The following is a 19,349-nucleotide window of genomic DNA, read 5'->3' on the forward strand; positions in this document are numbered from 1 at the left end:
ATTGTCCGGGCTTTTACCCAAATAATCTACACTCGTGGGCGCTTGCGATACAGCCATAAACCCGGCAATGACAGGCCAATGGACAGGGCGCCTACGATAAACGACGCTTTCAGAAAGTTCGTTACCAGCAGGATCAGCAGATCTTCGCTGTAGCCGAAATGGCTCATTTTCACGGCGGAAATCATCGCGGTGTAGGCTGAAATGCCGGGAAACATCGGGATCACCGCCGCCACGGTAAACACCTTCGGGTGGGCGAGATACCAGCGCGACCACTGGATGCCAATCGTACCCACCAGAATAGCGGCGATAAACGAGCTCCACTCAATATTGACGCCTGCGGTCATCATCGCCATGCGCGAGCCGTGTCCTATGGCGCCAAGCAGCGCGCAATAGGGCAGCGCCCGCTGCGGCACGTTAAAGACCAGCGCAAAACCCGCGGCCGGAATTGCCGCCAGCACCATGTCCTGCATGAGCGCGAGAACGAAATCTATTATGCCCATCCGCGCAGCCCCCAGATAGCCATGGCCATCACCACGCCGATGCAGGTGGCGAGCGTCAGCAGGCTCGCCATCGCCCAGCGCGCCAGGCCCGTGTTGACGTGGCCTTTGAACATGTCCGCCACGGCGTTAATTAACGGGAAGCCCGGCACCAGCAGCAGCACGCTTGCCGCCATCGCGATGTTTGACGCGCTGGCGAACGGCCCTTTGGCTATCAGCAGGCCCGAGACGGTGGTGGCGATAAAAGCGGTGATGCAGAAGTTAATCTGCGGATGCAGATGGCGCTGCGTGAGCAGCTGGCGGACGTACATCGCCGTGGAGCTGGCCAGAAAGGTGACGAACGCGCCGTCCCAGCCGCCGTTGTTCAGCTTACAGAAGCAGCCGCAGGATAACCCCACCATCACCACCACCAGCCAGCGCGGATAGCGCAGGGGTTTGATATGGGCGAAGCGCTTTAAAACATCTTTATGATCCAGCAGCTTATGCTCAGCCATGATCACAATATGCTGCACCTCGGTGACCACGTGCATATTGATGCCGCGGTCGACGTTTTTCCGCGTGGTGGTCAGGCACTGGTTATCTTTAATGGTGCTCAGCACTATGGCGTTCGCTGAGATGGAGCTTTCAACGCTGTCCATGCCCAGCGCGATGCCTAAACGAGTGGAGAGTTCTTCAACCAGCGCGCTTTCCGCGCCGTGCTGCAGTAAAAAAAGCGCGCACTGAATACATAAGCGGGTGATCTCCCGCTGTACGTTGCCGTCTGTTTGCATGCCTTGCCCTGGAGGATGAAAGCGATACGAGTCGCACAAATTTAATTGACCATTATTAGCACAGGCCCGCCCCCGCGTTCAGACGTGCCAGATCAATGTTTGTACAGATAACCTTTTCGATCGCTTTTTCATGCTGCCCGGCCTGCGCCGCAACGAGGCTTACCACGCATTTCACCATCAGGGCCTGCGGGCTCAATGAGTAGTTGAGACGAGGATCGCTTTTTCTTTCTTTGTTGTGTGTTCTAAAGGCAAACGTCGATCCATTTTGCGCACGTCAGGTCGGCCAGGCGCTCCGGCGCTATGCGCACGGCGCTGTGAATGGCGCCCGCCGCGGGCAGCACTTCGTCATACTGTTTGAGCGTAATGTCGCAATAGACGGCCAGCGGATTTTCGAGACCGAAAGGGCAGACGCCGCCGACGGGGTGGCCGGTCCAGGTAACGACTTCATCGCTGCTGAGCATGCGGGCCTTGGCGCCGAATACGGCTTTAAGCTTTTTGTTATCCAGCCGGGCGTCGCCTTTGGCGACGACGAGGATAACGTCATTTTTTACCTTCAGGGACAGCGTCTTGGCAATCTGGCCGGGCTCAACGTTATGCGCAACGGCGGCAAGGGCTACGGTGGCGGTGCTTTGATTGAGTTCGATGATGTCGATATCGGGGGCGTGGTCGGCAAAGAATTGCCGCACAGACTGCAGACTCATGTGTTTCTCCTGATTTAACTGGAAATAATTTCGCATAAGGTTGTGCTTTCTGTAAACCGCTTATCCTCATCAAGCCCGCTTTATTTCAGCGAATCCTGGATCTCCTTCACAATCACTGCAACCGGTTACAGTAACCGGTTGCAGTCCGTCAAAGAGCGAGGAATACTGAATCTGTAACCACCCCTGTACCCACATAATAAGAGCAGTCTATGAAACGTATCCTTTTATGCTGTGCCGCTGGTATGTCTACCAGCATGGTCGTGAACAGGATGAAGCAAGCCGCTTTAGTGCAACAGATTGACGTCGAAATTAAAGCGGTCGGCCTTGAAGAGTTCACCGACGTGATGCCCGGTTATGACTGTTGTTTACTCGGGCCGCAAATTAAATACCGCCTGGAGGATTTCAAGGCACAGGCAGCACCCAAACAGATCCCGGTCACGGTGATCAACTCTATGGATTACGGAATGATGCGCGGCGACAAGATTCTCGCTGACGCACTCGCGTTGATAGCCTGACAGGAGAACGACTATGTCTTCTAACCATGCCGCCTTTAATTTGATTTTTCGTTTTGTTGAAAACTACGTAAGCCCGGTCGCCGGACGCATCTCGGCCCAACGACACGTTATGGCTATCCGCGACGGCTTTATCTCCGCCATGCCGTTTATGATCGTCGGCTCTTTCCTGCTGGTCTTCGCCTATCCGCCTTTCTCGCCGACCACCACCTGGGGCTTCGCCCGCGCGTGGCTGGATGCGGCAAAACATTTCGAAGGGCAAATCCTCACCCCGTTCGATATGACGATGGGCATCATGTCTATCTATATCTGCGCGGCTATCGCCTATAACCTCGGCAAGCACTATGTGAAGTCCCACGGTCTGGATCCGTTTATGTGCGCCATGCTGTCGCTGATGGCGTTCCTGCTGGTCGCGGCGCCGAAAACCAACGGCACGCTGCCGGTTGACAGCCTCGGCGGGACGGGGATCTTTACCGCGATTCTGGTGGCGGTTTACTGCGTTGAGATGATGCGTTTCCTGAAGGCGCATAACATCGGCATCAAGCTGCCGGACCAGGTGCCGCCGATGATCAAAAACTCCTTTGATCTGCTGATTCCGGTGCTGGTTGTGGTGCTGACGCTCTATCCGCTGAGCCTGTTCATTCAGTCGCAGTTCGATATGCTTATCCCGCAGGCCATCATGTCCCTGTTTAAACCGCTGGTTTCCGCGGCGGATTCTCTGCCGGCGATTCTGCTTGCGGTGCTCATCGGCCACCTGCTGTGGTTTGCGGGCATTCACGGCGCGGCGATTGTTTCCGGCATGCTGCAGATGTTCTGGCTCACCAACCTCGGCATGAACCAGAGCGCGCTGGCGCAGGGCGCGCCGCTGCCGCACATCTTTATGGAAGCCTTCTGGACGTTCTTTATCGTGGTCGGCGGCTCCGGCGCCACCATGGGGCTGGTCATTTGCTACCTGCGTAGTAAATCGGCCCACCTGCGTTCCATTGGCCGCCTGAGTATCGTGCCAACCTGCTTTAACATTAACGAACCGGTCATTTTCGGTACGCCAATCGTGATGAACCCGGTGTTCTTCATTCCGTTCCTGCTGGCGCCAATGGTTAACGCCGTGCTGGCATGGGGCGCGATGAAGATGGACCTGATTGGCCGCGTAATTTCCGTGGTGCCGTGGACGGCGCCGGCGCCGATTGGCGCCGCCTGGGCGCTGGGCTGGGATTTCCGCGCGGCGATTCTGGTGGTGCTGCTGGCGGTGGTTTCCGCCATCATCTACTTCCCGTTCTTCAAAGTGTACGAGAAGCAGCTGCTTGAGCAGGAAGCGGAAGAAGCGCAGAAAGCCGCTGGGGAAGCAAGCCAGCAGGCAGCGTAAGCGTGATGTAGGTGAAAACGGCGGGGAAACCCGCCGTTTTTTGTTATCTGCCGTTGGCTATTTTAACGTGCAGTCGCCGCAGCCCTGAACGTCCGGCAGCTTGTAGCGCTGGCAGCAGGTACGGCGAACCAGTAATCCTTCGCGCGGCACGACGGTGCGGTAAAGAGGGTTATCCCCGCCATCGGCAAGCCGTTTTTCAAAGAAACAGGCCTGACGCAGGTCGGCAACCGTTTCTTCGCAGAGCAGGTCTTTAATCTCGCCGAGGAACCAGTTGATGAGATAGCCGGTATTTGCCCAGATGAGCTTGCCGTTGATGTCTCCGCTGTCTTCCAGCGCGTCAACAATCGGCATCAGGCCTTTCACAACTAGTTTCTCCACGCGCAGGCGAAGCGGTAATACCGTGGCGCTAAGATCTTCCTGCACGTCCAGCCAGAAAGTAGCCGCGCGGCCCGTTTCATGAAACTCGGCGCGAATCAGCGCCGGATCGATATCCAGCGCGCGCGGGTGCGTCAGCAGGGCCATCAGCAAAGGCGGCACCAGCAAACCCAGATACCACTGCGCCCAAAGGGACTTCAGCGGTTTGCCTTCACGGGGCAGCTGCGGCTGGTGGCGATAGATATGATCGGCATAGCAGGCCATCAGGGAGGCGAGGGTGGCGGGCTGCGCCCACTGGTAGAAGGTCAGCGCTTTATCAGGCGCGGATTCGTTGAGCTTAACGATTTCGTTGAAATACGCACGATGCGACGTGAAGTGGTCGCGCAGTTCGTCCGCGAGCAGCGGCTCAGCGCGCCGAAAGGGCGTGTGCCATGCAAGGTCATCGATAAATTGTTGGGACTGAAACGCCATCGCCTGCCGCAACCGGTAATCTAAATGATAATGATTGCCAATCCTAACTATAGGGAAAGCCGTTAGCAAGGTGAAAATGCGCGCGGCGGGCGGGAGTTTTGTAAAAAGACGGCGTCGTTCACGCCGCCCGTAGCGAATCGCTGGTGAGGATGCTGTTGCGTCCCTGGTTTTTGGCGCGGTAAAGCGCTTTATCAGCCAGCTTCAGCGCCTCTTCGATGCCGTCGTCGATAAGCGGGGCAAGGCCAATACTGACGGTGACGTTCGTGGCGACCTGTTCGTTAAACAGGTGCAGAATCTTCAGATCGTAAACGCGCTGGCGGATGTTTTCCGCGGTTTGCATGGCCGTCCCGGCGTCAATATTGGTCAGCAGCACCATAAACTCTTCGCCGCCGTAGCGGGTGACGATATCCCTGGAGCGCACCGCATCACGCACGGCGGCGGAAACGCGAATCAAGGCCTGGTCGCCCATGCTGTGGCCATAGTTATCGTTGTAGGCTTTGAAATGGTCGATATCAAGCAGCAGCACGTAGTGGTTGCCGCTGCCGGCCCGCCATCACGTTCTCAAAACGGTTCTGGAAGCCGCGGCGGTTGTACAGGCCCGTGAGCGGGTCGAGCATGCTCAGGTCGCTGAGCGTCTCTTTCTCTTCGAGCAGCTTGTTCATCAGCCGCTGGGTGAACTTATCGTTACGCCGCTGAATAATATGCTGAATGGTGATGCCGATGCCGGGCAGCGCGACGGAGTAAATAACGCGCGGCCAGTGTTCGCCCTGATCGAGCCACAAAATGGTTAACGTCACCGGCAGGCAGTGCAGAGTAAAAGCCTGTAAATTGTTGATAAAGGAGATAGAACCAATAAATAAGATCGACAGCAGGGCGATTATTAAAAACGAAGCGTCGGTATTGGGAACGACGCTATTTTTAATAACGATATGCCAGGCCCATAATACGCCCAGTAAAAAAGATACTAAATTAATGCTGATTAATCTTTGTTTATCAACAAATTGCCAGATTAAAAGCGCCGTACTGCACAGCAATACCAGCATGGCGGGCAGGGTAAAGGCCATGGCGCCATAGAGAGGGTTCGCCATGGTGAAACAGGCGGATATCGCGTTCAGTAAGAGAAATAAACGTAAAGAAAGCTGATGCTTCCCTTTTATTAATGCCCGCCAGGTTTTTGCACTCATAGCTAAATTAATTCTTTCGGTCAGGTGTAGAGGTGCGAAATTGCGTTGATTTAAAATGTCTTGCGGATTGCTGATTAACGTTATCTATTTTTATTGATGAGTTTTATTAACGTCAGGCTTAAATCTATCACTTTCATGAATATCTGTCATCCGGTGATGAAACACTCTCATGTTCAGCTTAAAAAGCCGCCGGCGGTGGCTGACAGATAAGAAATATTATCATATGATATTGGTTATCATTACCAATTGATGAGATAGCTAAAATGTTGCAACGTCAGCTTGAAAGCGCCTGGGGAGCGATAGTGCCGGGTTTGATAGTCGCGGCGCTGGTCTATATGGATCTGTCTTTTAGCCAGTGGCGTGCGCTGGTGGTGCTGGGTCTGGTCGCCTCAACGGCGATGCTGTACCACAGGCGGCTGCGGCATTATGTGCTGTTGCCATCAGGCGTTGCTTTTGCCAGCGGGCTTGCGTTGGTGATGATGAATGCCGGAATGAGGTAAAACAGGGCGCAGGAAATCTGCAAGCTAAGGAAATCACCGGGGAATAACTAAGAAGTGGTGCGAAGAGAGGGACTTGAACCCTCACGTCCGTAAGGACACTAACACCTGAAGCTAGCGCGTCTACCAATTCCGCCACCTTCGCACAGGTTTTAAGCTTGCGCTTAAAGAGGTGATATCGTCATCGCATTGGTGCGAAGAGAGGGACTTGAACCCTCACGTCCGTAAGAACACTAACACCTGAAGCTAGCGCGTCTACCAATTCCGCCACCTTCGCGCAGTGCGAACGATATCTCGTGGTTGTTGGTGGTGCGAAGAGAGGGACTTGAACCCTCACGTCCGTAAGAACACTAACACCTGAAGCTAGCGCGTCTACCAATTCCGCCACCTTCGCATACCTGTAATACCGAAGTATCACAACCACGGAGGCGCATTCTAGATGTTTTCTGAACTTCGTCAACAGTTAATTTGGCGCCGCTTTGGTAATTGCTGAAAAAAGCGGCGCCCGGGCGTGATTAGCGCTTTTTGGCGCCGCGAGCCAGCACGGCGCGGTAAACCTTAAAGCGGCCCGTCTGGGCAATCACTTCATGACTGCCAAAGACTTCGTCCAGCACGTTAGGGTACGCCAGGAAGGCGTTGGCCACGATGCGCAGCTCGCCGCCCATATTCAGATGACGGGCCGCGCCGCGAATAAGCTGGTGCGCAGCGTCAAGGCTGGTTTGCATGCCATCGTGGAACGGCGGGTTGGAGATAATCATGTCGAAACGGCCGTTTATTTCCGAATAGACGTTGCTGGCGATGACTTCCCCTTCGATGCCGTTCGCAGCAAGCGTCGCGCGGCTGGCTTCAACCGCCGGCGCGCTCACGTCGCATAAGGTCAGGCGAACTTTCGGCGAATGGCTGGCAAGGCTAATGGCGAGCACGCCCGCGCCGCAGCCGACGTCCAGCACTTTGCCTTTGGTGTGCGGCGTGAGGGTGGAAAGCAGCAGCTTGCTGCCGGTGTCCAGGCCGTCGCGGCTGAAGACGCCCGGCAGGGTTTTCACCGTCATGCCTTCGTGCGGATATTCATCCCACCAGGCGTGTTCATCAAACTGCGGCTGCTTTTCCACACGGCCGTGATACAGGCCGCAACGACGCGCGCTGTCGACTTTGGTCAGCGGACAGAACTCTTCCAGCATCTGTTCGGCGCTGCGTACGCCGCTGCGGTTTTCGCCGACCACGAACACATCGCTGCCAACCGGCAGCAAAGACAGGTTGTTCATCAGCTGGAAGTGGGCTTCCGGTTTGTTCTTCGGCCAGTAATAAACCAGCGTGTCGCTGTCGCCGACGATCCCGGCATCGGCGATGAGGCCATACTGCGCGTTTTCGCCCATCTGCCCGTTCAGTACCTGCCAGTGGTGGAACTGCTGGGTATGAGCGCGGCTCGCCGCGGTCGCAAAACGGGCTGGCAAATCGTCTTGTAGGTCACCGGCAAACAGTACGCGGCTCTCGGTAAAATCATCGCTGTGGCGCAGCAGCACTTCGCTTGCCGGGGTTAACGCAGACATCAGAACACTCCTTCAAAATCAGAGCGGCGATTATAGAGGTTTAATGGCGGACATTCGATGTATTTGCTATATTTGCGCCCCAATTGGCACTCTGCAAAGGTTTCGTGATGAGCTTGCGACGCGACTGGCTGTTAGGACAGCTGGGGATTACCCAGTGGGAGCTGCGACGGCCCCGGGCGTTGCAGGGAGAGATTGCCGTTTCGCTGCAGGCGAATACGCGTCTGGTGATGGTCGCCGAAGATCTCCCGGCGTTAAGCGATCCTTTAGTCAGCGACGTGCTGCGCAGCCTGGCGCTTACGCCGCCGCAGGTGATGCAGCTCACGCCGGAGCGTGCGGCGATGCTGCCGGCCGATATGCGCTGCAACAGCTGGCGGCTGGGCGTTGACGACCCGCTGCCCCTTCCCGGCGCGCAGTTAACCACGCCCGCCTTAAACGAGCTTTATCATAATGGCGCCGCCCGACGGGCGCTGTGGCAGCAAATTTGCGAACATGAACACGATCTATTCCCTGAAGCCGGGTGATTTAGCGGCGGCCTACGCCATCGAGCAGCGCAGCCACGCCTTTCCATGGAGTGAAAAAACCTTCGCCAGCAATCAGGGCGATCGCTATTTCAATTTGCGGCTTGACGTCGATGGCGAGATGGCGGCCTTCGCCGTAACGCAGGTGGTCCTCGACGAGGCCACCTTATTTAATATCGCGGTCGATCCCGCCTGGCAGCGCAAAGGTTTAGGCCGTCAGCTGCTGGAGCATTTAATCCGCGAGCTGGAAGCGCGAGACGTGTTGACCCTGTGGCTTGAGGTCCGCGCCTCGAATACGCCGGCCATCGCCCTCTATGAGAGCCTGGGCTTTAACGAGGCGACGATTCGCCGCAACTACTACCCGACCAAAGAGGGCAGGGAAGACGCCATCATCATGGCGTTACCGCTAGGTTAATACAAAGAGAAGGTAAGCTGATGAACTGGGACTGGATTTTATTTGATGCCGACGAAACGTTATTTACCTTTAACGCCTTCGACGGCTTACAGCGGATGTTTCTCGACTATAGCGTCACCTTTACCGCTGATGATTTTCAGGACTACCAGGCCGTCAATAAACCTCTTTGGGTGGATTACCAGAACGGCGCCATTAACGCTTTGCAGCTTCAGCACCAGCGCTTTCAGGGCTGGGCTGAAAAGCTGAAGGTGCCCGCGGGCGATTTAAACGCCGCGTTTTTGAACGCGATGGCGGAAATCTGCGCGCCGCTGCCGGGCGCCGTCTCGCTGCTCGCCGCGCTTAAGGGCAAGGCTAAGCTTGGCATCATCACCAACGGCTTTACTGCGCTACAGCAAATCCGCCTTGAGCGTACCGGTCTGCGGGACTTTTTCGACCTGCTGGTGATTTCCGAGCAGGTCGGCGTCGCCAAACCGGATCGCAGAATTTTTGATTATGCCCTTGCACAGATGGGCAATCCGCCGCGCGAACGCGTAATGATGGTGGGCGATACGGCGGAATCGGATATTTTAGGCGGCATCAATGCCGGTCTTGCCACCTGCTGGCTGAACGCCCACGGACGCAGCCTGCCTGAGGGGATCAACCCTACCTGGCAGGTTTCCTCACTCGGTGAACTGGAGCAACTGTTGTGTAAGCCATGATTGTTGATTGTTAAACCCATACTGATGGGTAAAATAGCCGCCAGAATACGTTCACCAGCCGCGTGGCTCAAGGCCGCGCGCTTTCACAGAAGATATCATTATGACCTTGTCTCCTTATCTGCAAGAGGTGTCGAAACGCCGCACCTTTGCGATCATTTCCCACCCGGATGCCGGTAAAACGACCATCACTGAAAAAGTGCTGCTGTTCGGACAGGCGATCCAAACCGCCGGTACCGTAAAAGGCCGCGGCTCCAGCCAGCATGCGAAATCCGACTGGATGGAAATGGAAAAGCAGCGTGGTATTTCGATTACCACCTCCGTGATGCAGTTCCCGTACCGCGACAGCCTGGTCAACCTGCTCGATACCCCGGGGCACGAAGACTTCTCGGAAGATACCTACCGTACCCTGACGGCGGTGGACTGCTGCCTGATGGTTATCGACGCCGCGAAGGGCGTTGAAGACCGTACCCGCAAGCTGATGGAAGTTACCCGTCTGCGCGATACGCCTATCCTCACCTTTATGAACAAGCTGGACCGCGACATTCGCGATCCGATGGAAGTGCTGGATGAAGTTGAACGCGAGCTTTCAATCGCCTGTTCGCCGATAACCTGGCCTATCGGCTGCGGCAAGCTGTTCAAAGGCGTCTACCACCTTTATAAAGACGAAACCTATCTCTACCAGACCGGTAAAGGCCACACCATTCAGGAAGTGCGCATCGTCAAAGGGTTAAATAACCCCGAGCTTGATGTCGCCGTCGGCGAAGAGCTGGCAGCGCAGCTGCGCGACGAGCTGGAGCTGGTGCAGGGCGCGTCCCACGAGTTCGATCGCGATCTGTTCCTCGAAGGGGAGCTGACGCCGGTCTTCTTCGGTACCGCGCTGGGCAACTTCGGCGTTGATCATATGCTCGATGGCCTTGTCGAGTGGGCGCCGGCGCCGATGCCGCGCAACACCGATACCCGTGAAGTTAAAGCGGCGGAAGAGAAGTTCACCGGCTTCGTCTTTAAGATCCAGGCCAACATGGATCCAAAGCACCGCGACCGCGTAGCCTTTATGCGCGTGGTTTCCGGTAAATACGAAAAGGGCATGAAGCTGCGCCAGGTTCGTACCGGCAAAGACGTGGTGATTTCCGACGCGCTGACCTTTATGGCCGGCGACCGCTCCCACGTTGAAGAAGCGTACCCGGGCGATATCATCGGCCTGCACAACCACGGCACCATTCAGATTGGCGATACCTTCACCCAGGGCGAAATGATGAAGTTCACCGGCATTCCGAACTTCGCGCCGGAGCTGTTCCGTCGTATTCGCCTGCGCGACCCGCTTAAGCAAAAGCAGCTGCTTAAAGGCCTGGTTCAGCTTTCCGAAGAGGGCGCGGTGCAGGTATTCCGTCCCATCGCCAATAACGATCTGATCGTGGGCGCGGTGGGCGTGCTGCAGTTCGACGTGGTCGTCGCAAGGCTTAAAAGCGAATACAACGTTGAGGCGATTTACGAGTCCGTCAACGTATCGACGGCGCGCTGGGTGGAGTGCAACGACGTGAAGAAGTTTGAAGAGTTCAAACGTAAAAACGAAGTGCAGCTGGCGCTCGACGGCGGTGATAACCTGGCCTATATCGCCCCGACGATGGTTAATCTTAACCTGACGCAGGATCGCTACCCGGATGTGACGTTCCGTAAAACCCGCGAGCACTGATCCCCTTGCAGGGCGCGGCGGCCGCCGTGTCCTGCTACTTTTCCTGTTTTATTAACCTCTTACGGATTGTTCTTAATTTCCGGCATTTCCTCTCCAATCGTCCATTTTTCACCCGACTGGACATGCAATTTTGCGATTGTGATCTATATTTAACAAAGTGATGACAGGCCACACGGATAAATATCCCATCCAGGAACGGTTTTGCGGGATGTTTTTCAAGGAAGCTTTGTTGCCGCAATATTAATAACTGCTTTAACTCATGAAGGGCATGATATCGAACAGGGTGAACAAACCCTCGTTTACATATCAGAACGTCACAGACCGAGAGCAAGCTTAGGCTTATTGCCTTTACAGCAAAGCTGCCACGTTGTGGCTTAGAGCTCAAATTCTGAGCAAACTTACAGGAATAAATCGATGACTACGACTAAGATTTCGAAAACTCTGCTGGCGGTGGTTCTGGGTTCGGTTCTGGCAAGCGGTTCCGCTCTTGCAGAAGACACCATGCTGAACAAGACTGAATCAACGGCCGACTCCGCAGGGAAAAAAATCGATAGCTCTATGAATAAAGTCGGTAACTTCATGGACGACAGCTCCATCACCGCGAAGGTGAAAGCCGCGCTGGTGGACGATGAGAATATTAAAAGCACCGATATTTCGGTGAAAACCGATAAAAAAGTCGTGACCCTGAGCGGTTTTGTTGAGAGCCAGGCTCAGGCTGAGCAAGCGGTGTCCATCGCTAAAGGCGTTGAAGGCGTCTCCTCGGTAAGCGATAAGCTTCACGTGCGCGATGGTAAAGACAAATCGGTAAGCGGTTACGCCGGTGATACCGCCACCACCAGTGAAATCAAAGCTAAACTATTAGCAGACGACATCGTTCCGTCTCGTAACGTAAAAGTAGAAACCACCGATGGCGTTGTTCAGCTTTCAGGCCATGTGAAAAACAACGCGCAGTCCGAACGTGCTGAGAGCATCGCCAAAGCCGTTGACGGCGTGAAAAGCGTTAAAAACGACCTGAAAGTACAGTAATCGCAATATACCGAAACTCATTCCCTCGGATTGTCCGGGGGAATCAGTCAGCACTACCGCTACTCATATATCGCCAGTGGGCAGCCTGAGGGCACTCATTAAGAAGCGATTCGAGTTCACTATGGTTTAAGGAGAGGCTTATGTTTCGTTGGGGCATTATTTTTCTGGTTATCGCGTTGATTGCAGCAGCGTTGGGCTTTGGTGGCTTAGCTGGTACTGCAGCAGGCGCGGCAAAAATTGTCTTCGTGGTAGGTATCATTCTGTTCCTGGTCAGCCTGTTTATGGGCCGCAGACGTCCATAGCGTGCTATAACAGTAATAGACCGACCGTTAAGAGCCAGTCATTTATGACTGGCTCTTACGTTTGTACTCCTGTCTTCGGAGTGCCCGGCAAGAAAAATAACTTAGATTTCAGGAAAGCAGGGTGGGACAACGTATACCCGTGACGCTCGGCAATATTGCGCCGCTCGCACTTGAACCCTTTAGTCCCGGTAAGCTTGCCATTATTTGCGAAGGTGGCGGGCAGCGCGGGATCTTCACTGCCGGGGTGCTGGACGAGTTCATGCGCGCCGAATTCAACCCCTTCGACCTGTTTTTGGGCACTTCCGCCGGCGCGCAAAACCTTTCAGCCTACGTTTGTAACCAGCCGGGCTACGCGCGGCGGGTGATCACGCGTTTTACCACCACGCGGGATTTCTTCGATCCGCTGCGCTTCGTGCGCGGAGGAAATCTGATTGACCTCGACTGGCTCGTTGAGTCGACCTCCTCCAGACTGCCGCTGTCGATGTCCCATGCGGATAAGCTTTTCGAGACGGGCAAGCAATTTTATATGTGCGCGTGCCGCAGCGATGACTATTCGCCGGGCTACTTCTCGCCGACCAGCGACACCTGGCTTAACATCATCAAGGCATCGAGCGCTATCCCCGGCTTTTACCGTACCGGCGTGGATATCGACGGCGTCAGCTATCAGGACGGCGGCATAAGCGATGCGGTTCCGGTTCGGGAGGCTGCGCGTCTCGGCGCCGACACGCTGGTGGTCATCCGTACCGTTCCTTCGCAGATGTACTACACGCCGGAGTGGTTTAAGCGCATGGAGCGCTGGCTGGGCGACAGCAGCCTGCAGCCGCTGCTTAATCTGGTGCAGCACCACGAGGCGAGCTACCGCGAAATTCAGAGCTTTATCGAAAAGCCGCCGGGTAATCTGCGCATTTTTGAAATCTATCCGCCTAAGCCGCTGATGAGCATCGCGCTGGGCAGCCGCCTGCCTTCGCTGCAGGCCGATTACAAAACCGGACGCCTGTGCGGCCGCTACTTCCTCGCCACGATCGGCAGGCAGCTGGCGGCGAAGCCGCCCATCAAGCGTCATCGCCCCCGTATTATTACGCCCGGGCCGCTGGTTGTGCCGCCTGCGGTGGTGGCGAACGAACCCCTTATCAAAACGGTTTTGGACGCGCCGGAAGCCAACGATGCCTCTTTTAATAACGAGGACTCCGCGTGACGCCTAAATTTTATGACACCCACTGCCACTTTGACTTCGCGCCTTTCACCGGCGACGAAGCCAACAGCATTGCGCTAGCGCAGCAGGCCGGGGTGGAAAAAATTATCGTTCCGGCGATTGAAACGGAGCGCTTTGCTGCCGTGCTGGCCTTAGCGGAACAGCATTCTGCGCTGTATGCCGCTATCGGCCTGCATCCGATTGTGATTCACAAGCATCATGACGCCGCTGTAGCCCTGCTGGAGCACCATCTGCGGCAGGGGGCGGACAAGCTGGTGGCGTTAGGGGAGATCGGCCTCGATCTCTATATGGATAACCCCATGTTCGAGCGGCAGGAAACCCTGCTCGATTTGCAGCTTAAACTGGCGAAACGCTATGAGCTGCCGGTGATCCTCCACTCGCGCCGCACCCACGACAAGCTGGCCATGCATCTCAGACGCCACGATTTGCCCCGTACCGGCGTAGTACACGCGTTTGCGGGAAGCCTGCAGCAGGCCGAGCGGTTTATCGAGCTGGGTTATTTCCTCGGCGTTGGCGGCACCATTACCTATCCGCGGGCCAGCAAAACCCGCGACGTTATCGCTCAGGTTCCTCTTTCCTCACTGCTGCTGGAAACAGACGCGCCGGACATGCCGCTTAACGGCTGGCAGGGGCAGCCAAACCGTCCGGAACGCGTTGCAGATGTTTTCCGGGTATTGTGCGAGCTTCGCCTGGAACCGGCGCAGGAGATTGCTGGCGCTTTGATTAACAACGCAGACAGGCTTTTCCGCTGGTAATTATCCGGTACATCAATATGCTTTTACTTCGCTAAATAAATCAATAGCTTGCCTGTAATTCCTGCTGACCCTACGAAAGCAATTATTTCCTCCGCGCAGCCTGGGTTTGCTAACCTTCTTAAATGAGCGCAACCATCGCGCAGGCTTTCCTTACGTTGTAATGATTCATCGCCAATGTTAAAATTATAACATTGCTGATAAAGCCACGGCCGGCGCGCTGGCCGCCATTTTTACGGCCGGTTAGGGGCTTTAGCGCGTTATTTTGTTTATTAAATCACATATAATGTGGCAAGCATGTAACCCCGCCTTTGGCTTTTGTGAAGCAATACACAAAATTGCCATGGTAGTGAGTGTTAGAATTATAACATTGCTACCGGCAATGTGCGGTGAGAAGGATCTCAACGTGATGGCGATAAGCGTCGCCTCTCCTCTTCATGGAACCAAGTCCGCTCCAACGTGTTGAGTTTCGAAAGCCTGAGACTTCTGTATCTTTTGTTGGAGAGAGTTATGACCGATTTAACTGCAAGCAGCCTGCGCGCGCTGAAACTGATGGATCTGACCACCCTGAATGACGATGACACTAACGAAAAAGTCATCGCGCTTTGCCATCAGGCGAAAACCCCGGTAGGCAACACCGCGGCGATCTGCATCTACCCACGTTTTATTCCGATTGCGCGCAAAACGCTTAAAGAGCAGGGCACGCCGGATATCCGTATCGCTACCGTCACCAACTTCCCGCACGGCAACGACGACATTGAAATCGCGCTGGCCGAAACCCGCGCGGCCATCGCTTATGGCGCGGACGAAGTGGACGTGGTGTTCCCGTACCGCGCGCTGATTGCCGGCAACGAGCAGGTTGGTTTCGATCTGGTGAAAGCCTGTAAAGAAGCCTGCGCCGCGGCAAACGTTCTGTTGAAAGTTATCATCGAAACCGGCGAGCTGAAAGAAGAGGCGCTGATTCGTAAAGCTTCTGAAATCTCTATCAAAGCCGGCGCGGACTTCATCAAAACCTCTACCGGCAAAGTGCCTGTCAACGCGACGCCTGAAAGCGCACGCATCATGTTGGAAGTTATTCGTGATATGGGCGTGGAAAAAACCGTTGGTTTCAAACCGGCGGGCGGCGTGCGCAGCGCTGAAGACGCGGCGCTGTTCCTGTCCATCGCCGACGAGCTTTTTGGCGCTGACTGGGCGGATTCCCGCCACTACCGCTTTGGCGCTTCCAGCCTCCTTGCCAGCCTGTTAAAAGCGCTGGGTCACGGCGACGGCAAAAGCGCCAGCAGCTATTAATCTCTTCCTGCGGCGGGTTCACCGCCGCATTTACCTGATATATTCAGGGGGTTACCTTGTTTCTCGCTCAAGAAATTATTCGTAAAAAACGTGATGGCCTGCCGTTAAGCGACGAAGAGATCCGTTTCTTTATTAACGGCATTCGCGACAATACCGTTTCCGAAGGACAGATTGCCGCGCTGGCGATGACCATCTTCTTCCATGATATGACCATGCCGGAACGCGTGTCGCTGACGATGGCGATGCGAGATTCAGGAACCGTTCTGGACTGGAAGAGCCTTAATCTCAACGGCCCGATTGTGGATAAACACTCCACCGGCGGCGTGGGCGACGTGACTTCGCTGATGCTCGGCCCGATGGTGGCGGCGTGCGGCGGCTATATCCCGATGATCTCCGGCCGCGGTCTGGGCCACACCGGCGGCACGCTCGATAAGCTCGAAGCGATTCCGGGCTTTGACATTTTCCCTGACGATAACCGCTTCCGCGACATCATTAAAAACGTCGGCGTGGCGATTATCGGCCAGACCAACTCGCTGGCGCCTGCGGATAAGCGTTTCTACGCCACGCGCGACATTACCGCGACCGTGGACTCCATCCCGCTGATCACCGGCTCAATCCTTGCGAAGAAACTGGCCGAAGGGCTGGACGCGCTGGTGATGGACGTCAAAGTCGGCAGCGGCGCCTTTATGCCGACCTACGAGCTGTCCGCCGAGCTGGCGGAAGCGATCGTCGGCGTGGCCAACGGCGCGGGCGTTAAAACCACCGCCCTGCTGACCGATATGAACCAGGTGCTGGCTTCAAGCGCGGGCAACGCGGTAGAAGTGCGCGAAGCGGTGCAGTTCCTCACCGGTGAATACCGCAACCCGCGCCTGCTGGAAGTGACCATGGCGCTTTGTGTGGAAATGCTGCTTTCCGGCAAGCTTGCTAAAGACGAGGCGGACGCTCGCGCTAAGCTTCAGGCCGTGCTGGATAACGGTAAAGCGGCGGAAGTGTTCGGCCGCATGGTTGCGGCGCAAAAAGGCCCGGCCGACTTTGTGGAAAACTACGCAAAATATCTGCCGACCGCCGTCCTCAGTAAAGCGGTTTACGCCGAACGCGCTGGTTTCGTGAACGAAATGGACACCCGCGCATTAGGCATGGCGGTGGTTTCTATGGGCGGCGGCCGCCGTCAGGCTTCCGATACCATCGACTACAGCGTGGGCTTTACCGATATGGCCCGCCTGGGCGACAGCGTGGACACCTCTCGTCCGCTGGCGGTGATTCATGCCGCAAGCGAAGAACAGTGGCAGGAAGCGGCGCGCGCGGTAAAAGCGGCAATCAAAGTTAACGATAGCCAGCCGACGCAAACGCCGGTCGTTTATCGCAGAATTAGTCAATAAATGGCATACTGATCCGATCACTTTTTGAAACGTCCACGGGCGTTTCTGGCGCATAGACGCAGGAGAAATTATGAAACGTGCATTTATTATGGTGCTGGACTCTTTCGGCATCGGCGCGACTGAAGACGCTGAACGCTTCGGCGACGTTGGCTCCGACACATTCGGGCACATTGCGCAAGCCTGTGCAAAAGGCGAAGCGGATCAGGGTCGTAAAGGGCCGCTGCATCTGCCGAACCTGACTCGTCTGGGGCTGGTTAAAGCCGCGGAAGGCTCTACCGGTAAAATTCCGGCGGGCATGGACGGCAACGCCGAGGTTATCGGCGCTTACGGCTGGGCTCATGAGCTCTCTTCCGGCAAAGACACGCCGTCGGGCCACTGGGAAATCGCCGGCGTGCCGGTGCTGTTCGACTGGGGCTACTTCTCAGACACGCAAAACAGCTTCCCGCAGGAACTGCTGGATAAGCTGGTTGAGCGCGCGAACCTGCCGGGCTACCTCGGCAACTGCCATTCTTCCGGTACGGTGATTCTGGATGAGCTGGGCGAAGAGCATATGAAAACCGGCAAGCCGATTTTCTATACCTCCGCGGACTCCGTATTCCAGATTGCCTGCCACGAAGAAACCTACGGCCTGGATAAGCTCTATGAGCTGTGCGAAATCGCGCGCGAGGAGCTGACCGAAGGCGGCTACAACATCGGTCGCGTTATCGCTCGTCCGTTTATCGGCGACAAGCCGGGTAACTTCCAGCGTACCGGTAACCGTCACGACCTGGCCGTTGAGCCGCCGGCGCCGACGGTGCTGAAAAAACTGGTCGAAGAGAAAAACGGCCAGGTGGTTTCCGTGGGTAAAATCGCGGATATCTATGCCCACGTCGGCATCACCAAAAAAGTGAAGGCGACCGGTCTGGACGCGCTGTTCGACGCCACCATCAAAGAGATGAAAGAAGCGGGCGATGAAACCATCGTGTTCACCAACTTCGTTGATTTCGACTCCTCCTGGGGCCACCGCCGCGACGTGGCGGGCTACGCCGCAGGTCTTGAGCTCTTTGACCGCCGCCTGCCGGAGCTGATGGAGCTGCTTAAAGAGGATGATATTCTGATCCTCACCGCGGACCACGGCTGCGACCCGACCTGGAAAGGCACCGACCATACCCGCGAGCATATTCCGGTGCTGATTTACGGCCCGAAAGTAAAAGCCGGCTCCCGTGGCCCACCGTGAAACCTTCGCGGATATCGGCCAGACCGTGGCGGCCTACTTCGGCCTGAGCGACATGGACTACGGCAAAAATATGCTGTGATTTCGTCGGGCGGACAGCCTCCGCCCGAACGTTTACCTCTTCAAATCAAGGAATAAAAAGATGGCAACGCCACACATTAACGCAGAAATGGGTGATTTCGCAGACGTCGTGCTGATGCCGGGCGACCCGCTGCGCGCTAAACACATCGCCGAGACTTTCTTCGAAGACGTGCGCGAAGTGAACAACGTGCGTGGCATGTTGGGCTACACCGGGACTTATAAAGGCCGTAAGGTGTCCGTCATGGGCCACGGCATGGGTATCCCGTCCTGCTCTATCTACACCAAAGAGCTGATTACCGATTTCGGCGTGAAGAAAATCATTCGCGTGGGCTCCTGCGGCGCGGTTCGTGCCGACGTGAAGCTGCGCGACGTGGTTATCGGCATGGGCGCCTGCACTGATTCCAAGGTGAACCGCCTGCGTTTCAAAGACCATGACTTTGCGGCCATCGCGGACTTCGATATGGTGCGTAACGCGGTTGACGCGGCGAAAGCGCTGGGCGTGGAAGCTCGCGTAGGCAACATCTTCTCCGCCGATCTGTTCTACACGCCGGACCCGCAAATGTTCGACGTGATGGAAAAATACGGCATCCTGGGCGTGGAAATGGAAGCGGCGGGTATCTACGGCGTGGCGGCGGAATACGGTGCGAAAGCCCTGACCATCTGCACCGTTTCCGACCATATCCGTACCCACGAGCAGACCACGGCGGCGGAACGCCAGACCACCTTCAACGATATGATCAAGATCGCGCTTGAATCCGTATTGCTGGGTGATAAAGAGTAATTCTGTGCTGTGCCCGGTGGCGCTTTGCTTACCGGGCCTACGGTTTGGCAGGCCGGCGAAGACGCAAGCCGCCA

Annotated in this window: 19 protein-coding genes, 3 tRNA genes and 2 pseudogenes; 15 read left to right on the top strand and 9 right to left on the bottom strand. The window is 56.0% G+C overall.

The window, feature by feature from the left end; translation table 11 throughout:
• Nucleotides 1-26 precede the first annotated feature (26 nt).
• The 3 genes from WLO32_RS02780 to WLO32_RS02790 all read right to left on the bottom strand — a co-directional run bounded on the left by WLO32_RS02780 (nucleotide 27) and on the right by WLO32_RS02790 (nucleotide 1,968).
• Entirely contained in the window at nucleotides 27-500 is a 474-nt protein-coding gene (locus WLO32_RS02780; RefSeq protein ID WP_435947112.1) for a threonine/serine exporter, read from the bottom strand.
• Nucleotides 491-1,267, bottom strand: a complete 777-nt coding sequence (locus tag WLO32_RS02785) for a threonine/serine ThrE exporter family protein (protein ID WP_435947113.1) — start codon at nucleotides 1,265-1,267, stop codon at nucleotides 491-493. Before WLO32_RS02785 ends, WLO32_RS02780 begins: the two co-directional genes overlap by 10 nt.
• 242 nt (nucleotides 1,268-1,509) lie before the next feature.
• Complete coding sequence (locus tag WLO32_RS02790; protein ID WP_435947114.1) at nucleotides 1,510-1,968, bottom strand: YbaK/EbsC family protein; 459 nt, start codon at nucleotides 1,966-1,968, stop codon at nucleotides 1,510-1,512.
• Nucleotides 1,969-2,177: 209 nt separating this feature from the next.
• On the opposite strand from WLO32_RS02790, the gene WLO32_RS02795 reads away from it, so the two are divergent.
• Together WLO32_RS02795 and WLO32_RS02800 are read left to right on the top strand one after the other, a co-directional pair.
• Nucleotides 2,178-2,483 carry a PTS sugar transporter subunit IIB gene (locus WLO32_RS02795; protein WP_435947115.1) on the top strand — a complete coding sequence of 102 codons (306 nt, stop codon included), beginning with the start codon at nucleotides 2,178-2,180 and terminating at the stop codon, nucleotides 2,481-2,483.
• Between the two features lie 13 nt (nucleotides 2,484-2,496).
• On the top strand, nucleotides 2,497-3,843 hold the full coding sequence (locus WLO32_RS02800) for a PTS sugar transporter subunit IIC (RefSeq protein WP_435947116.1): 1,347 nt from the start codon (nucleotides 2,497-2,499) through the stop codon (nucleotides 3,841-3,843).
• Nucleotides 3,844-3,900: 57 nt separating this feature from the next.
• On the opposite strand, the gene fhuF is transcribed toward WLO32_RS02800, so the two are convergent.
• Complete coding sequence (gene fhuF / locus WLO32_RS02805) at nucleotides 3,901-4,689, bottom strand: siderophore-iron reductase FhuF (RefSeq protein ID WP_435947117.1); 789 nt, start codon at nucleotides 4,687-4,689, stop codon at nucleotides 3,901-3,903.
• A 118-nt stretch (nucleotides 4,690-4,807) separates the two neighbouring features.
• Nucleotides 4,808-5,873 (bottom strand): annotated as a pseudogene (locus WLO32_RS02810) (GGDEF domain-containing protein).
• A 263-nt stretch (nucleotides 5,874-6,136) separates the two neighbouring features.
• Here WLO32_RS02810 and WLO32_RS02815 point away from each other — a divergent pair.
• Nucleotides 6,137-6,373, top strand: coding sequence for a DUF1435 domain-containing protein (locus WLO32_RS02815; protein WP_435947118.1), 237 nt, complete (start codon nucleotides 6,137-6,139; stop codon nucleotides 6,371-6,373).
• Between the two features lie 55 nt (nucleotides 6,374-6,428).
• On the opposite strand, the gene WLO32_RS02820 is transcribed toward WLO32_RS02815, so the two are convergent.
• The 4 genes from WLO32_RS02820 to rsmC all read right to left on the bottom strand — a co-directional run bounded on the left by WLO32_RS02820 (nucleotide 6,429) and on the right by rsmC (nucleotide 7,917).
• A tRNA-Leu gene (locus tag WLO32_RS02820) sits at nucleotides 6,429-6,515 on the bottom strand.
• 45 nt (nucleotides 6,516-6,560) lie between these two features.
• Nucleotides 6,561-6,647 (bottom strand) — tRNA-Leu (locus WLO32_RS02825).
• 30 nt (nucleotides 6,648-6,677) lie between these two features.
• Nucleotides 6,678-6,764, bottom strand: a tRNA-Leu gene (locus WLO32_RS02830).
• 121 nt (nucleotides 6,765-6,885) lie between these two features.
• Nucleotides 6,886-7,917 (bottom strand): 16S rRNA (guanine(1207)-N(2))-methyltransferase RsmC, encoded by a 1,032-nt coding sequence (gene rsmC / locus WLO32_RS02835; protein WP_435947119.1) that lies wholly within the window; start codon nucleotides 7,915-7,917, stop codon nucleotides 6,886-6,888.
• Between the two features lie 107 nt (nucleotides 7,918-8,024).
• On the opposite strand from rsmC, the gene WLO32_RS02840 reads away from it, so the two are divergent.
• The 12 genes and pseudogenes from WLO32_RS02840 to deoD all read left to right on the top strand — a co-directional run bounded on the left by WLO32_RS02840 (nucleotide 8,025) and on the right by deoD (nucleotide 19,275).
• Complete coding sequence (locus WLO32_RS02840) at nucleotides 8,025-8,438, top strand: DNA polymerase III subunit psi (protein WP_435947120.1); 414 nt, start codon at nucleotides 8,025-8,027, stop codon at nucleotides 8,436-8,438.
• Nucleotides 8,407-8,850: a ribosomal protein S18-alanine N-acetyltransferase gene (gene rimI / locus WLO32_RS02845; protein ID WP_435947121.1), complete on the top strand. Its 444-nt coding sequence runs from the start codon at nucleotides 8,407-8,409 to the stop codon at nucleotides 8,848-8,850. The genes WLO32_RS02840 and rimI overlap by 32 nt, the downstream gene beginning before the upstream one ends.
• A gap of 20 nt (nucleotides 8,851-8,870) precedes the next feature.
• On the top strand, nucleotides 8,871-9,548 hold the full coding sequence (gene yjjG / locus WLO32_RS02850) for a pyrimidine 5'-nucleotidase (protein ID WP_435947122.1): 678 nt from the start codon (nucleotides 8,871-8,873) through the stop codon (nucleotides 9,546-9,548).
• 100 nt (nucleotides 9,549-9,648) lie between these two features.
• Nucleotides 9,649-11,238 (top strand): peptide chain release factor 3, encoded by a 1,590-nt coding sequence (gene prfC, locus WLO32_RS02855; RefSeq protein WP_435947123.1) that lies wholly within the window; start codon nucleotides 9,649-9,651, stop codon nucleotides 11,236-11,238.
• Nucleotides 11,239-11,652: 414 nt separating this feature from the next.
• Nucleotides 11,653-12,264, top strand: coding sequence for a molecular chaperone OsmY (gene osmY, locus WLO32_RS02860; RefSeq protein WP_121267036.1), 612 nt, complete (start codon nucleotides 11,653-11,655; stop codon nucleotides 12,262-12,264).
• Nucleotides 12,265-12,404: 140 nt separating this feature from the next.
• The gene (locus WLO32_RS02865; RefSeq protein ID WP_002437547.1) at nucleotides 12,405-12,566 is read left to right on the top strand and encodes a DUF1328 domain-containing protein; all 162 of its coding nucleotides are present in this window, start codon (nucleotides 12,405-12,407) and stop codon (nucleotides 12,564-12,566) included.
• 121 nt (nucleotides 12,567-12,687) lie between these two features.
• On the top strand, nucleotides 12,688-13,761 hold the full coding sequence (locus tag WLO32_RS02870) for a patatin-like phospholipase family protein (protein WP_435947124.1): 1,074 nt from the start codon (nucleotides 12,688-12,690) through the stop codon (nucleotides 13,759-13,761).
• Entirely contained in the window at nucleotides 13,758-14,534 is a 777-nt protein-coding gene (locus WLO32_RS02875; RefSeq protein WP_435947125.1) for a TatD family hydrolase, read from the top strand. The genes WLO32_RS02870 and WLO32_RS02875 overlap by 4 nt, the downstream gene beginning before the upstream one ends.
• A gap of 507 nt (nucleotides 14,535-15,041) precedes the next feature.
• Complete coding sequence (deoC, locus tag WLO32_RS02880) at nucleotides 15,042-15,821, top strand: deoxyribose-phosphate aldolase (protein ID WP_435947126.1); 780 nt, start codon at nucleotides 15,042-15,044, stop codon at nucleotides 15,819-15,821.
• A 56-nt stretch (nucleotides 15,822-15,877) separates the two neighbouring features.
• Nucleotides 15,878-17,200, top strand: coding sequence for a thymidine phosphorylase (deoA, locus tag WLO32_RS02885; protein ID WP_435947127.1), 1,323 nt, complete (start codon nucleotides 15,878-15,880; stop codon nucleotides 17,198-17,200).
• Between the two features lie 70 nt (nucleotides 17,201-17,270).
• Nucleotides 17,271-18,495, top strand: a pseudogene (deoB, locus tag WLO32_RS02890) (phosphopentomutase).
• 60 nt (nucleotides 18,496-18,555) lie between these two features.
• Nucleotides 18,556-19,275, top strand: a complete 720-nt coding sequence (gene deoD / locus WLO32_RS02895; RefSeq protein WP_121267031.1) for a purine-nucleoside phosphorylase — start codon at nucleotides 18,556-18,558, stop codon at nucleotides 19,273-19,275.
• Nucleotides 19,276-19,349: the final 74 nt, after the last annotated feature.

Source organism: Dryocola mayonis, from assembly GCF_051307045.1.
Lineage (GTDB): Bacteria > Pseudomonadota > Gammaproteobacteria > Enterobacterales > Enterobacteriaceae > Dryocola.